The following is a 13,589-nucleotide window of genomic DNA, read 5'->3' as shown; positions in this document are numbered from 1 at the left end:
GAACCCGGAGTCGAAATGACTACGCTTGAGCCATGTCCCGCTTCCAGTACTTCGTGGCCGCGTCCCTGGACGGCTTCATCGCCACCGCACATGACGACCTCACCTGGCTCCTGCAATTCGACGGCTTCGACGGCGGGCAGGACAGCTACGACACCTTCATGGAGGGCGTGGGCTGCATCGTCATGGGCGGGGAAACCTACGCCTGGCTGATGAAGCACGAACCCGGCAAATGGCCCTACCCGTCCACGCCCTGCTACGTCTTCACCCGGCACGAGCACACGGCGCCGGCCGGTTCAGACGTCACATTTGTCCGCGGCCCGGTCCGGGAATTCGTACAGGATTTCAAGGACGACGCCGGCGGGAAGAACGTGTGGGTGGTGGGCGGCGGCAACCTGGCAGCCCAGTTCGCCGCTGCGGGGTACCTGGATGAACTCATCCTCTCGGTCATCCCGGTGGTGCTGGGCGACGGCAAGCGGTTGTTGCCGCTGGAAGGCCCGACGGCGCCACTGGAGCTGACTGCTTCGCGCACCATGGGGCGGGGGGTAGTTGAGCTGCGCTACAACCTCAACCCTGAGGACACGGCTGGCTAGGATCCCCTGGCGGACTAGTCTCCCTTTTTCGCGGGCCCTTTGTCCCTGAGCATGTTTGTGATGCGGGCCGTTGACAGCCGCCTGCCCTTGTCATCGGTCATGACAACCTCGTGCGTGGTCAGCGTCCCGCCGAGGTGGACTGCGGTGCACGTACCGGTGACGGTGCCGGCCGCGACGGACCGGTGGTGGGTGGCGTTGACCTCAATGCCCACGGCATGCCTGCCGGCGCCGGCGTGCATGCCCGCCGCAAAGGATCCCAGTGTTTCGGCCAGCACAACGTGGGCTCCGCCATGCAGGATGCCTGCCACCTGGGTGTTGCCTTCCACCGGCATGGTGGCCACCGTCCGCTCGGGACTCATCTCCAGGAAGTGGATGCCCATCTTGAGCACCAGGGCACCGATTCCATATCCGCTGAGCCACTCATGCAGCTGTTCAGGGACGCCGGCTGTGACCAACTCCTCAGTAAAGGGGCCGGGCGTGAAATTGTCCATCATGGGAACTAGGCTGGCACCTGTGAGTGAAACTACCAAACCGGCCCCCTTCCCTTCCGAAACCGTTGCCCTTGAGGCTGACGCCGCCCTGCAGGACATCAAGGTCCCGCCGGCCGGGGGCCGGGTTTCCGCTACCGAGGCTCCTGTCATTCCTATTACCAGCCAGCCGCGCCTCCTGGTGCTGGACGGGCATTCGATGGCGTTCCGGGCGTTCTTCGCGCTGCCCGCCGACAAGTTTTCCACCGCCAACGGACAGCACACCAACGCGATCCACGGCTTTACCTCCATGCTGATCAACCTGATCAAGGAACAACAGCCCACGCACATCGCCGTCGCCTTCGATGTCTCAGACGAGACCACGCACCGCAAAGCCGAGTACAGCGACTACAAAGGTGGCCGCAACGAAACGCCCCGGGAGATGAGCGGCCAGATCGACCTCATCGACAAGGTCATGCAGGCATGGGGCATCAAGACCATCAAGCTGCCCGGCTACGAAGCGGACGACATCCTGGCAACGCTGTCCGTGATGGGGGAGAAGGCCGGCTACGAAGTCCTCCTGGTCACCGGCGACCGCGATGCGTTCCAGCTCATCACCGACAACGTTTTTGTGTTGTACCCCCGCAAGGGTGTCAGCGACATCCCCCGGCTGGACGCCGCGGCCATCCAGGAGAAGTACTTTGTCACGCCGCCGCAGTACTCCGACCTCGCCGCACTGGTGGGGGAGTCCTCCGATAACCTGCCCGGTGTTCCGGGTGTCGGGCCCAAGACCGCCGCGAAGTGGATCAACCTTTACGGCGGACTCGAAGGTGTCCTTGAGCACGTGGATGCGATTGGCGGCAAGGTGGGCGACGCCCTCCGGGAAAACATCGAGGACGTTAAGCGCAATCGCCGTCTGAACCGGCTCCACACAGACCTCGAACTGCCGGTGACCCTGGAAGACCTTGCGGACCCGCGGCCGGACGAAGCTGCACTTGAGCAGTTGTTCGACGAGTTGGAGTTCAAAACCATCCGTGCCCGGCTCTTCGCGCTGTACGGCAGCGAGGACCTGGAACCGGCGGAGCGCGAGAACGTCGAAGTGCCGGAGTATAAAACCCCGTCCAACGCAGCAGAATTGGGTGCTTTCCTCGCTGCCGGTGCCGGGAAACGCTCGGCCGTCGCCGTTGACCTTGTTCCCGGCCGGATCGGCGAAGACGCCGCAGCCATTGCCATTGTCCGTGACGATGCCGCTGTATACATCGACCTCGCCGGCCAGGACGCCGCAGCCGAAAACGTCCTTGCGGACTGGCTGCGGGACGCGTCGTCGCCCAAGGTCATGCACGGCTACAAGGCTGCCCTGAAGGCGCTGTCCAGCCGCGGCCTGGGTCTGGAAGGGGTGGTGGATGACACGTCCATCTCCGGCTACCTCATCCAGCCGGACCGCCGCACCTATGAACTGGCCGAGCTCGCCCAGCACCACCTGAACGTCAGCATCTCCTCCGAGACTGCCAAGGCAGGCCAGCTTGAACTGTCGTTCGACGGCGATGACGCCGCCGCCGCTGACGCACTGGTCCAGGTGGCCGCCGTCGTCCAGGCGCTGAGCCGATACTTCGAATCGGAACTTGCCGAACGCCAGGCCGCGGACTTGCTGGCCACCCTGGAATTGCCTGTCAGCAGGGTGCTGGCCGACATGGAGCTCGCCGGCATCGCCATCGATATGCACCGCATGGATGAGCAGCTCGCTGACCTCGCCAAGGTAATTGACAACGCCCAGGAACTCGCGTTCGCGGCGATCGGCCACGAGGTCAACCTCGGTTCGCCCAAGCAGCTCCAGACTGTTCTGTTCGAGGAACTGCAGTTGCCGAAGACCAAGAAGATCAAATCGGGCTACACCACCGATGCCGCGTCGCTGAAGAACCTGTTGGAAAAAACCGGGCATGAATTCCTGGTCCAGCTCATGGCCCACCGCGAGTCCTCGAAGCTGCGCCAAATGCTGGAGTCGCTGAAGAAGTCCGTCACGGAAGACGGCCGGATCCACACCACCTACGCGCAGAACGTCGCAGCCACGGGCCGGATCTCTTCCAATAACCCCAACTTGCAGAACATCCCCATCCGCAGCGAGGAAGGCCGGCGAGTCCGCGGCATCTTTGTGGTCAGCGAAGGCTATGACTGCCTGCTGTCCGCCGACTACTCGCAGATCGAAATGCGCATCATGGCGCACCTTTCGGGGGACGCCGGCCTGATCCAGGCCTACAAGGACGGCGAGGACCTCCACCGCTTTGTGGGCTCCAACATCTTCCACGTCCCCACCGACCAAGTCACCAGCGCCATGCGTTCGAAGGTCAAGGCCATGTCGTACGGCCTCGCCTACGGCCTGACGTCCTTTGGCCTCTCCAAGCAGCTGGAAATTTCCGTCGACGAGGCCCGGACACTCATGAAGGACTACTTCGACCGGTTCGGCGCCGTTCGCGACTACCTCCGCGGGGTGGTGGACCAGGCCCGGATTGACGGCTACACCGCCACCATCGAGGGCCGCCGCCGCTACCTCCCGGACCTCACCAGCACGGATCGCCAGCTTCGCGAGAACGCAGAACGCATCGCGCTGAACTCGCCCATCCAGGGCTCGGCGGCGGACATCATCAAACGCGCCATGCTGGGTGTGCACGAGGAACTGGCCGCCCAGGGCCTGAAGTCCCGTATGCTCCTCCAGGTCCATGACGAACTGGTGCTCGAAGTGGCTACCGGCGAGCGGGAAGTGGTGGAGAAACTCGTCACCGAACAGATGGCCGGCGCCGCGGACCTCAGCGTCCCACTCGACGTACAGATCGGCGTGGGTCCGAGCTGGTACGACGCCGGGCACTAGGAACGCCAGCGGCACAGGCCAGGGGCAGGGGACCGAAGGGCGGGGCGCGATGGACAAGTACGACGTCAGGAAATAGTTCAAGGAACTGTACGCGCCCCGCGCCCGGGACTTCGCGGTGGTTACCGTACCCCCGCTGAACTACCTGATGCTGGACGGCCAAGGTAACCCCGGAACTGCGCCCGAGTACGCCGCTGCCCTGGAAGCGCTGTACTCGGTCTCCTATGCCGTGAAGTTTGCCAGCAAGCACGCAGGCCGGGACTACGCCGTCGGGCCGCTGGAGGGTCTATGGATGGCCGACGATCCCGGGGCCTTCACCCGCGGCGACAAGGACAGTTGGAAGTGGACCATGATGATCCCGCAGCCCGACTGGATCGGACCCGCCGACCTCCAGGACGGCATCGCAAAGGCCGCTGCGAAGAAGGTGCCGCGGCTGGACCGGCTCCGGCTTGAGACGCTCGACGAAGGGCTTTCGGTGCAGATCCTGCACATCGGCAGCTACGACGACGAGGCTCCCACCCTGCACCGCCTGCACCATGAGTTCATGCTGGCCAACGGCTTCGGGTTCGCCGGGCCGCACCACGAGATCTACCTCAGCGACGCCCGGAGGGTGGCGCCGGAAAAGCTCAAAACTATCCTCCGCCAGCCCGTGCGGAGGATCTGACCCACCTCGCGACCGTGTGTTGTTGCTGGCCAGGGGCCCGATGGGTTGGTTAGGCTCGGCAATGTGGCTGAACTGAGTGGAAACTACGAAATCCGGCGCTTCGACGCCGTCTCCAAAGATGAGCACGGATACGCCGAAGCGGAAAAGTGGGTCAGGGCAGTGGCCTTTGGCTTCCACGAGTCCACCCGGAGCCCGGAGCACGTGGCGAAGTCCCTGGCGACCTACCAGGCTGACCGCCGTGTCCTGACCGGCGCATACCAAACGGGGGAGGTGGCTCCCGGTTCCCTCCCCGCGGATGTCCCGGTCGCCACCTTCGGGACGCTCCGCAAGACCCTCAACATCGGCTTCGGCCGGATGCTGGAAACCCAGATGGTGACCGCCGTGACCGTGCGCACCTCGCATCGGCGCCGCGGCCTGCTGCGGAGGATGATGTCCGAGGACCTGGACCTGGCCCGCCGCGACGGCATCGCGATGGCCGCCCTGACCGCCTCTGAAGGGTCTATCTACGGACGGTTCGGCTACGGCGTGGCCAGCTTCGAACGCACCGTAAAAGTGGACACAACCGTGCGGTTTCAACTGAACCACCAGGCTGCCGGCACTGTGGAAGTCGCCGAACCCACAGTGCTGCTGGACGTGGCACCGCAAATCTTCGACCGTGTCCACCGCGTGACGCCGGGATCGATCGGCCGCCAGGAGTGGTACCGCCAGCTGGCTTCGGGGTCCCTTGGCCGCGACGGAAAGGAGGATCCGGCTGTCAAGGTGGCGTTGCACTACGGTCCTGGTTCCACCGTGGACGGCTATGTCTCCTACAAATTCCTGGGCTGGGATACAACGCCCTACACCGTCGAGGTGGTGGACCTCGTGGCCGCCACCAACGAGGCGTACCTCGAACTCTGGCAGTTCCTGGGCGCCATCGACCTGGTGGAACGGGTCACCTGGGCGGAGGCGCCGATGGATGATCCGCTGGCCTGGGCGCTGGCCGATCCCCGCTGCATCGAGTCCTCGGACGGCCGGGACATGCTCTGGCTCCGTATCCTGAATGTTCCTGCGGCACTTGAAGCCCGGCATTATCCCGTGGACGGCAGGCTGGTCCTGGACGTCCTTGATCCGCTTGGCCTCACGGCTGGGACGTACGCCTTGGAAGTCACAGGCGGCGAGGCCGCCGTCGTACGCCTTGAGGAGGAAGAGGCAGACCTGACGCTGGATGTCTCCGCCCTGTCATCAATTTACCTCGGCGGGGTCTGCCCGGTTACGCTGTCGGCGGCTGGGCGGATCCGCGAACACAAGCAGGGCGCGGCGCTCCAGGCTCGTGGCATGTTTGCGGTTGAGCGGTCCACGCATTGCCTGACCCACTTCTAGGGGCTCCTGCCGGATTCAAGGACAATTCATGGGGGATATTGGGGCGCCGGGGCTGACAGGCCGCCGGGCACTTTTGCTTGGCGTTACGTCGGGCGTTTTCGCGGCGGTTTCGGCATGTGCCGCGCCGTCCGCAACCGTGACCGGCGGAGCGGCCAGTCCGGTTCAAGCACAGAACCTGGCCGCGGCAGCCTCGCCGATGCCGACTATGCCTGGACAGCCCGTGCCAGTGCCGACAGAGGGCCCGCCAACCCAGGCACCACCAAGCCCGCCGGTCGTGGTGCAACCGCCGTCCAAGGCCCAGGTCGTGGCGGAGTTCGCCGGCAGGCGTCCTACCGAGTGGGGACTGGAGGTGACCGGCGTGGTGACCAGGTCCGCCACGCAGACAACGGTCATCACCCTGGATGCCTGCGGCGGCCCGGGAGGTTCCGGAGTTGACCAGGAGCTCCTTGCCACCCTGCGGCGGCTGAACATTCCGGCCACCCTGTTTGTTAACGCCCGCTGGATCCACACGAACCGCCAGCTCGCCGCCGAACTCGGCGCAGACCCGCTGTTTGAACTGGCAAACCACGGCTGGCTTCACCGGCCGCTGTCCGTCAACGGCAGAACCGCCTACGGCATCCCCGGCACCGCGAGCGTCTCGGACGCTTACGACGAACTGACAGGCTGCCAGGACGTGCTCACCGAGGCCGCCGGTCAGCCATCACGCTTTTTCCGGGCAGGTACGGCCTACTTCGACGACGTGGCAGCCGTGATGACCCGCCGCCTGGGCATGCTGCCTGTGAATTTCAGCATCAACGCCGACGCCGGCGCCACCATGCCACCGGCAGCAGTCGCTTCGGCCCTGTCTGCCGCAGGACCCGGAGACATCGTCATTGCACACTTCAACAAGCCAGGCAGCGGCACCGCAGCCGGCTTCCGGCAGGCGCTGCCGCGGCTGCAGGACGGGGGTACCGCGTTTGGCTGCCTGGGCGACGTGCTGCCCGCGCTTTGACCCGTGTTGGCCCCTACGACTAGAATAAACGGGCGTGTACTACGTGCACGTTTCTAGAATCCACAAAATCAGGATGACCCGGCGGATCCTTGTGATTTGCCGAGACCTGCGCCTGCGTTCCATAACGCGGGCGCGGTGGTTTGCCTGACCGACTAACTATCCACAACGGAGCCCCTACTACATGACCATCACCTCCACCGAGAAGCCCGGTACCCCCGTAGTCGCCATTAACGACATCGGTACCGCTGAGGACTTCCTCGCAGCAGTCGACGCCACCATCAAGTACTTCAACGACGGAGACCTCGTCGAAGGTACCGTCGTCAAAGTCGACCGCGATGAAGTTCTGCTCGACATCGGTTACAAGACCGAAGGTGTCATCCCCTCCCGCGAGCTTTCCATCAAGCACGATGTTGATCCCGGAGACGTCGTCTCCGTTGGCGATCAGGTCGAAGCCCTGGTGCTCACCAAGGAAGACAAAGAAGGCCGCCTGATCCTCTCCAAGAAGCGCGCTCAGTACGAGCGTGCCTGGGGCGACATCGAGAAGGTCAAGGAAGAAGACGGTGTTGTCACCGGTACCGTCATCGAGGTTGTCAAGGGTGGTCTTATCCTCGACATCGGTCTGCGCGGCTTCCTGCCCGCATCCCTCGTCGAGATGCGCCGTGTGCGCGACCTTGCTCCGTACATCGGTCAGCAGATCGAAGCCAAGATCATCGAGCTGGACAAGAACCGCAACAACGTTGTCCTGTCCCGCCGTGCATGGCTCGAGCAGACCCAGTCCGAGGTCCGCTCCACGTTCCTCAACAAGCTGGAAAAGGGCCAGGTCCGTCCCGGCGTCGTTTCCTCCATCGTCAACTTCGGTGCCTTCGTGGACCTGGGCGGCGTAGACGGCCTCGTCCACGTTTCCGAGCTGTCCTGGAAGCACATCGACCACCCGTCCGAGGTTGTCGAAGTTGGCCAGGAAGTCACCGTCGAGGTTCTCGAGGTCGACCTGGACCGCGAGCGTGTTTCACTGTCGCTCAAGGCTACGCAGGAAGATCCGTGGCAGACCTTCGCCCGCACCCACGCCCTCGGCCAGGTTGTTCCGGGTAAGGTCACCAAGCTCGTTCCGTTCGGTGCGTTCGTTCGCGTCGAAGACGGCATCGAAGGCCTCGTTCACATCTCCGAGCTGGCTGTCCGCCACGTTGAGCTTGCTGAGCAGGTTGTCTCCGTTGGCGACGAGCTGTTCGTCAAGGTCATCGACATCGACCTCGAGCGCCGCCGCATCTCCCTCTCCCTCAAGCAGGCTAACGAGGGCGTTGACGCCGAGAGCACCGAATTCGATCCGGCTCTCTACGGCATGGCCGCTGAGTACGACGAAGAGGGCAACTACAAGTACCCGGAGGGCTTTGACCCGGAGTCCAACGAGTGGCTTGAAGGCTACGAGAACCAGCGCGCCGCCTGGGAGCAGCAGTACGCTGACGCCCAGACCCGCTGGGAAGCACACAAGAAGCAGGTTGCCCAGCACGCTGCCGACGACGCTGCAGCTGCAACGTCCGGTGACAGCGATTCCGGCACCACCAGCTACTCCTCCGAGCCCGCTGCGGCCGAGACCGGTGCAGGTACGCTTGCTTCGGACGAGGCTCTTGCCGCTCTGCGCGAGAAGCTGACCGGCAACTAATTGCCACCGGCCCCTTCCCGGGCCAACACCATGGGCCCCTGCATTGAGCAGGGGCCCGTGGTGTTTAATGCGTGTGCGATCGACGGGAATGCGCAACTTTTGGCGGCGTCAGCCACGGCTTGCCCTGCAGCTGCGGGCTGAGGGCATCGGCCGGGCGGCAAAAGTGACGCAATCCGGTCGGGGTTACCGCTAAAGTACGACGGCGGCCCTCACCGCGCCGCCGTCGTCGTAAGTCAGCTGGGCGCCCGCCGCGGCGAGTAGGCGTTGGGCGCCAATGTTGCCGGCCGTTGTCTGGGCAATGACCTGTTCCAGCCCGGCACGGCGCGCTTCCGCCAGCACCAGGTCGAGTGCGGCGGCCCCCACCCCGTGCCCGCGGAATCCGCGGCCCAGCCAGATGCCGGTTTCGGCTACACCTTCTGCAGCGCGTTTCAGCCTTATCGAGCCTGCGGGACTGCCGTCGCACAGCACAGCCCAGCTCTTTTCCCTGGCCGGCCCGTCCAGGCCGGAGTAGGCAGCACGGTGATAGGCACGGAACCACTCGATCCGTTCGGTGGTCCACCCGGTCGCGTTGCCCAGGGGCGGAGTGACTTCATCAGCCGTGGCGTAGCAGGTGGCCAGTGCAAGGAGCTGCTCCAGCATGGGTTCGTCGACTTCGGCCAGTCGGACCTCAGGGGAGCGGGACATCGATCCACTCCGTTCCTGTGGGTGTGAGCCCGGCCTTCCCGGCGGTGAGTGACAGGACACGTTCGGCGGCTGCCGCGATTTCGGCTGGTTCGTCGGCTATGGCCAGGCGAAGCACGGTGTCCCGCGCGCCGTAACTGGTTTCCGCCATCACATATCCCGCCGCCCGCAGGTCATTCTCCAGCCGGCCGGCGGCGGCGTGCGGAACGGACGATTCGCAAATCCGCAGCCGTCGGCGCCTGACCAGCGGAGCCACGTCCAAAGCAGAGGACACGGACTCTGAGTAGGCACGTACCAGTCCGCCTGCCCCCAGGAGGATGCCGCCAAAATAACGCACGACGACGGCGCTGACGTCGCTGAGGTCCGTTGCGCCCGGTGCGCTTTCCCTTTTGATGAGTGCTTCCAGCATGGGGATGCCGGCTGTGCCGGACGGTTCGCCGTCGTCATTGGACCGCTGGATCCCGCGATCCGGTCCGAGGACGAAGGCAGAGCAGTGGTGGCGGGCATCGTGGAATTCGCGCCGCAGCCCGTTCACCAGGTCGCGTGCCGCTTCCTCGGTATCTGCACGGCGGAGCACCGTGATGAACCTGGACCGTTTGACCTCAAGCTCGTGCCGGAACTCTTCTCCCGCGGCAAGGGTGGTGTAGGACGTTGCCCGGCTGTCTTGCTCTTGCACCATCCGAGTCTAGGCCCCACCACCCCTTCACCCCGTGACGCCCGGCCAGGGAACCCCGGCGGCGTGGGGCCCACTAGTAGGCTGGTGGGGTGCTGAAGATCGGTTTGACGGGCGGCATCGCCTCGGGGAAGTCAGTGGTGGCCTCTCGCCTGGCTGAGCTCGGTGCCGTGCTCGTGGATGCCGACGCACTGGCCAGGGACGTCGTCGAACCGGGAACACCGGGCCTGGCACGGGTGGTGGAGGCGTTTGGGCAGGACATGCTCGATGGTACCGGCCGGCTGGACCGGGCCCGGCTTGGGGCCGTGGTGTTCGGGAACGACGCGCAACGGGCCGTACTGAACGGCATTGTCCATCCGCTGGTCCGCGAAGCTGCCGCCGGCATCCTTGCGACAGCCCCGGAGGATGCCGTGGTGGTCCAGGACATACCGCTGCTTGTCGAGACCGGCCAGGGCAGCGACTTCCACTTGGTCGTTGTGGTGGACGCGCCAGACGATGTCCGTGTCCGGCGGATGCAGGAAAACCGGGGGATGACCTCCGAGCAGGCACGTTCCCGGATGGCAGCGCAGGCCTCCCGGGATGAGCGGCTGGCTGCGGCCGACGTGGTCTTGGACAACTCTGGCCCGGTCGACGCGCTGTTGGCCCAGGTGGACGGGCTCTGGGAAGGGCGGCTCGCGCCGTTTGCCCGGAACATCATGACGGCGACGCCGGCCGAACGCCCGGGCGGGCCGGTACTGCACGGTCCGCGCCCAGAGTGGCCCCGGGACGCCGAGCGGCTAATGGCCAGGATCCGCGCGGCAATCCGGAAACATGCCGGAGCAGACGGTATCGCACCAGTGGGGTTGGACCATATCGGCTCCACGTCGGTCCCCGGCCTGGACGCCAAGGACGTGCTCGACCTCCAGCTCACCGTCCCGGCCCTGGCCGTGGCGGCGCAACTGGAACCGGTCCTGGCGGCCGCCGGTTATCCCCGTGTGCCGGCCATCAGCGCCGACGTGCCCAAACCAACCCACCCGGACCCCTCCGCGTGGCCAAAGCGCTTCCACGCCAGCGCCGACCCCGGCCAGGCCGTCAACTTGCATGTCAGGGTTGCAGGCTCTCCCGGGTGGCGGTTCGCCCTGTGTTTCCGTGACTGGCTCCGGGCCGTCCCGGATGCGGCGGCCGACTATCTGGCCCTCAAGCGCCGCCTGTCCGAGGTGCACGCCAGCGACCCAACCACCGCCGCCTACGCTGCCGCCAAAGAGGCTTGGTTCGCCGCGGCGGAAGGCCCGATGGAACGGTGGGCCGCGGCCACCGGGTGGGCGCCGCCGTCGTACCCTGTTCGCCGGTAACTGATCCGGCTGCCTCTGTCGGTCCCCGGTTGTAGATTAGATGCATGAGCCTTGCCCAGGAGATCAACCGCGTCGTCGCTCCGTTCGAAGTCATCAGCGAGTTCAAGCCGGCCGGCGACCAGCCGGCAGCGATCGCGGAACTGACGGAGCGGATCAAGAACGGCGAAAAGGATGTTGTCCTGCTGGGCGCCACCGGTACCGGCAAGAGCGCCACTACGGCCTGGCTCATCGAACAGATCCAGCGGCCCACCCTGGTGATGGTGCAAAACAAGACCTTGGCCGCCCAGCTCGCCAACGAATTCCGCGAACTGTTGCCCAACAATGCTGTGGAGTACTTCGTTTCCTATTACGACTACTACCAGCCTGAGGCGTACGTAGCGCAGACGGACACCTTCATTGAGAAGGATTCCTCCATCAACGAGGAGGTGGAGCGGCTTAGGCACTCCGCCACCAACGCCCTGCTGACCCGCCGGGACGTGATCGTGGTCGCCACGGTGTCCTGCATCTACGGCCTGGGCACTCCGGAGGAGTACATCGCGGGCATGGTCACGCTCCGCAAGGGTGCGCAGATGAACCGCGATGACCTCCTCCGGAAGTTCGTCTCCATGCAGTATGCCCGCAACGATATGGACTTCCACCGCGGCACCTTCCGGGTCCGCGGCGACACCGTGGAAATCATCCCGATGTACGAGGAACTGGCCATTCGGATCGAGTTCTTCGGCGACGAGATCGAAAACATCCATACGCTTCACCCGCTGACCGGCGAGATGATCCGGGACGAAGAGGAGATGTACGTCTTCCCGGCCTCACATTATGTGGCCGGTCCCGAGCGGATGGCACGGGCCATCAAGCGGATCGAGGACGAACTCGCCGAGCGGCTGGAGGTCTTGGAAAGCCAGAACAAGCTGGTGGAAGCCCAGCGACTCAGGATGCGCACCACCTACGACCTCGAAATGATGCAGCAGATGGGCTTCTGCAACGGCATCGAGAACTACTCGTCGCATATTGACGGCCGAGCCCGAGGCACCGCGCCGCACTGCCTCATCGACTACTTCCCGGACGACTTCCTGCTGGTGATCGACGAATCCCACGTCACCGTGCCACAGATCGGTGCCATGTACGAAGGCGACATGTCCCGGAAGCGGAACCTTGTGGACTTCGGCTTCCGGCTGCCATCGGCCATGGACAACCGTCCGCTCAAGTGGGATGAGTTCCTCGAACGCGTGGGCCAGACCGTCTATCTGTCCGCTACGCCCGGCAAATACGAGCTCGGCAAGGCTGACGGCTTTGTGCAACAGATCATCCGGCCCACCGGGCTGATCGACCCCGAGGTAGTGGTCAAGCCCACCAAGGGCCAGATTGACGACCTCCTGGGCGAGATCAAGACGCGGACGGCGAAGAATGAACGCGTCCTGGTCACCACGCTGACCAAGCGGATGGCGGAGGACCTCACCGACTACCTGCTGGGCCACGGCATCAAGGTCGAATACCTGCACTCCGATGTAGACACCCTGCGGCGGGTTGAACTGCTCAGGGAACTCCGGATGGGCGTCTTCGACGTCCTGGTAGGCATCAACCTGCTCCGCGAAGGACTGGACCTGCCAGAGGTCTCGCTGGTGAGCATCCTGGACGCGGACAAGGAAGGTTTCCTGCGGTCCTCCACCTCCCTTATCCAGACCATTGGGCGTGCGGCCCGCAACGTGTCCGGCCAGGTTCATATGTACGCAGACCGCATCACCGACTCCATGGCCCACGCCATCGACGAGACCAACCGGCGCCGCGCCATCCAGGTGGCCTACAACACGGAAAAGGGCATTGATCCGCAGCCCCTGCGGAAGAAGATCGCCGACATCACCGACCAACTGGCCAAGGAGGACGCCGATACCCAGGAGCTGCTCAACAACAACAGGCTGGCCAAGGGTGCCAAGCGCGGAAAGTCCGCCGCGAAGGGCGCAGCCCAGGTCCGTGCAGATGGCCTCGCCGCGGCTCCGGCAGAGGACCTCGTGGGTTTGATCGAGCAACTGACCGAACAAATGCACGGCGCCGCCGCCGAACTTCAGTTCGAGGTAGCCGCCAGGATCCGCGACGAAGTGAGCGAACTCAAGAAGGAGCTCCGCCAGATGCAGGCTGCCGGCCACGCCTGACGCGGCTGCCCGGTGCCGCACCGCCGGCCAGGTCATGTTCGAATCCGGGGTGCCCCCTGCTGTACAGTTAACGTCACGTAGGGGAGTATCCCGAGCGCTACGATCGTCAACACGCCAGGCATGGTTGCCTGGCCGGGCGTAGCGGGCCACCACATCAGCACCAAGTGCGCAG

The 13,589-nt window shown here is 64.8% G+C and carries 11 protein-coding genes; 8 read left to right on the top strand and 3 right to left on the bottom strand.

Annotated elements, in window-relative coordinates:
* Window positions 1-32: 32 nt before the first annotated feature.
* Window positions 33-590, top strand: a complete 558-nt coding sequence (locus ACLKOZ_RS07895; RefSeq protein WP_436474096.1) for a dihydrofolate reductase family protein — start codon at window positions 33-35, stop codon at window positions 588-590.
* 14 nt (window positions 591-604) lie between these two features.
* Here the strand turns inward: ACLKOZ_RS07895 and ACLKOZ_RS07890 are convergent, their stop codons facing one another.
* Window positions 605-1,084, bottom strand: a complete 480-nt coding sequence (locus ACLKOZ_RS07890) for a PaaI family thioesterase (RefSeq protein WP_436474094.1) — start codon at window positions 1,082-1,084, stop codon at window positions 605-607.
* Window positions 1,085-1,277: 193 nt separating this feature from the next.
* Between ACLKOZ_RS07890 and polA the strand changes: the two genes are divergently transcribed.
* The 5 genes from polA to rpsA all read left to right on the top strand — a co-directional run bounded on the left by polA (window position 1,278) and on the right by rpsA (window position 8,588).
* On the top strand, window positions 1,278-3,920 hold the full coding sequence (gene polA, locus ACLKOZ_RS07885; protein ID WP_436474271.1) for a DNA polymerase I: 2,643 nt from the start codon (window positions 1,278-1,280) through the stop codon (window positions 3,918-3,920).
* Between the two features lie 115 nt (window positions 3,921-4,035).
* Window positions 4,036-4,581, top strand: a complete 546-nt coding sequence (locus ACLKOZ_RS07880; protein ID WP_436474092.1) for a GyrI-like domain-containing protein — start codon at window positions 4,036-4,038, stop codon at window positions 4,579-4,581.
* 72 nt (window positions 4,582-4,653) lie between these two features.
* A complete protein-coding gene (locus tag ACLKOZ_RS07875; protein ID WP_436474269.1) occupies window positions 4,654-5,940 on the top strand; it encodes a GNAT family N-acetyltransferase in 1,287 nt (428 codons plus the stop codon).
* A gap of 274 nt (window positions 5,941-6,214) precedes the next feature.
* A complete protein-coding gene (locus ACLKOZ_RS07870) occupies window positions 6,215-6,931 on the top strand; it encodes a polysaccharide deacetylase family protein (RefSeq protein ID WP_436474090.1) in 717 nt (238 codons plus the stop codon).
* Window positions 6,932-7,112: 181 nt separating this feature from the next.
* The gene (gene rpsA / locus ACLKOZ_RS07865) at window positions 7,113-8,588 is read left to right on the top strand and encodes a 30S ribosomal protein S1 (RefSeq protein ID WP_305940977.1); all 1,476 of its coding nucleotides are present in this window, start codon (window positions 7,113-7,115) and stop codon (window positions 8,586-8,588) included.
* A gap of 189 nt (window positions 8,589-8,777) precedes the next feature.
* Here the strand turns inward: rpsA and ACLKOZ_RS07860 are convergent, their stop codons facing one another.
* Both ACLKOZ_RS07860 and ACLKOZ_RS07855 read right to left on the bottom strand, forming a co-directional pair.
* Window positions 8,778-9,272, bottom strand: coding sequence for a GNAT family N-acetyltransferase (locus tag ACLKOZ_RS07860; protein WP_436474088.1), 495 nt, complete (start codon window positions 9,270-9,272; stop codon window positions 8,778-8,780).
* On the bottom strand, window positions 9,256-9,948 hold the full coding sequence (locus ACLKOZ_RS07855; protein ID WP_436474087.1) for an IMPACT family protein: 693 nt from the start codon (window positions 9,946-9,948) through the stop codon (window positions 9,256-9,258). Before ACLKOZ_RS07855 ends, ACLKOZ_RS07860 begins: the two co-directional genes overlap by 17 nt.
* Before the next feature lie 86 nt (window positions 9,949-10,034).
* On the opposite strand from ACLKOZ_RS07855, the gene coaE reads away from it, so the two are divergent.
* Entirely contained in the window at window positions 10,035-11,273 is a 1,239-nt protein-coding gene (gene coaE, locus ACLKOZ_RS07850; RefSeq protein ID WP_436474085.1) for a dephospho-CoA kinase, read from the top strand.
* Between the two features lie 44 nt (window positions 11,274-11,317).
* Window positions 11,318-13,417: an excinuclease ABC subunit UvrB gene (gene uvrB, locus ACLKOZ_RS07845; RefSeq protein ID WP_436474083.1), complete on the top strand. Its 2,100-nt coding sequence runs from the start codon at window positions 11,318-11,320 to the stop codon at window positions 13,415-13,417.
* Window positions 13,418-13,589: the final 172 nt, after the last annotated feature.

It is taken from the genome of Arthrobacter sp. R4, from assembly GCF_051365025.1.
In the GTDB taxonomy this organism is placed as follows: Bacteria; Actinomycetota; Actinomycetes; order Actinomycetales; family Micrococcaceae; genus Arthrobacter.
The sequence above is the reverse complement of the archived record's forward strand: the minus strand, read 5'-3'. Positions and strand labels throughout refer to the sequence as shown.

What these genes read in the sequence shown, in the direction of transcription:
- ACLKOZ_RS07890 (WP_436474094.1), bottom strand. Translation starts at nt 1,084, where the DNA reads ATGATGGACAATTTCACGCCCGGCCCCTTTACTGAGGAGTTGGTCACA.
- ACLKOZ_RS07860 (WP_436474088.1), bottom strand. Translation starts at nt 9,272, where the DNA reads ATGTCCCGCTCCCCTGAGGTCCGACTGGCCGAAGTCGACGAACCCATG.
- polA (WP_436474271.1), top strand. Translation starts at nt 1,278, where the DNA reads ATGGCGTTCCGGGCGTTCTTCGCGCTGCCCGCCGACAAGTTTTCCACC.
- uvrB (WP_436474083.1), top strand. Translation starts at nt 11,318, where the DNA reads ATGAGCCTTGCCCAGGAGATCAACCGCGTCGTCGCTCCGTTCGAAGTC.
- ACLKOZ_RS07855 (WP_436474087.1), bottom strand. Translation starts at nt 9,948, where the DNA reads ATGGTGCAAGAGCAAGACAGCCGGGCAACGTCCTACACCACCCTTGCC.
- ACLKOZ_RS07895 (WP_436474096.1), top strand. Translation starts at nt 33, where the DNA reads ATGTCCCGCTTCCAGTACTTCGTGGCCGCGTCCCTGGACGGCTTCATC.
- rpsA (WP_305940977.1), top strand. Translation starts at nt 7,113, where the DNA reads ATGACCATCACCTCCACCGAGAAGCCCGGTACCCCCGTAGTCGCCATT.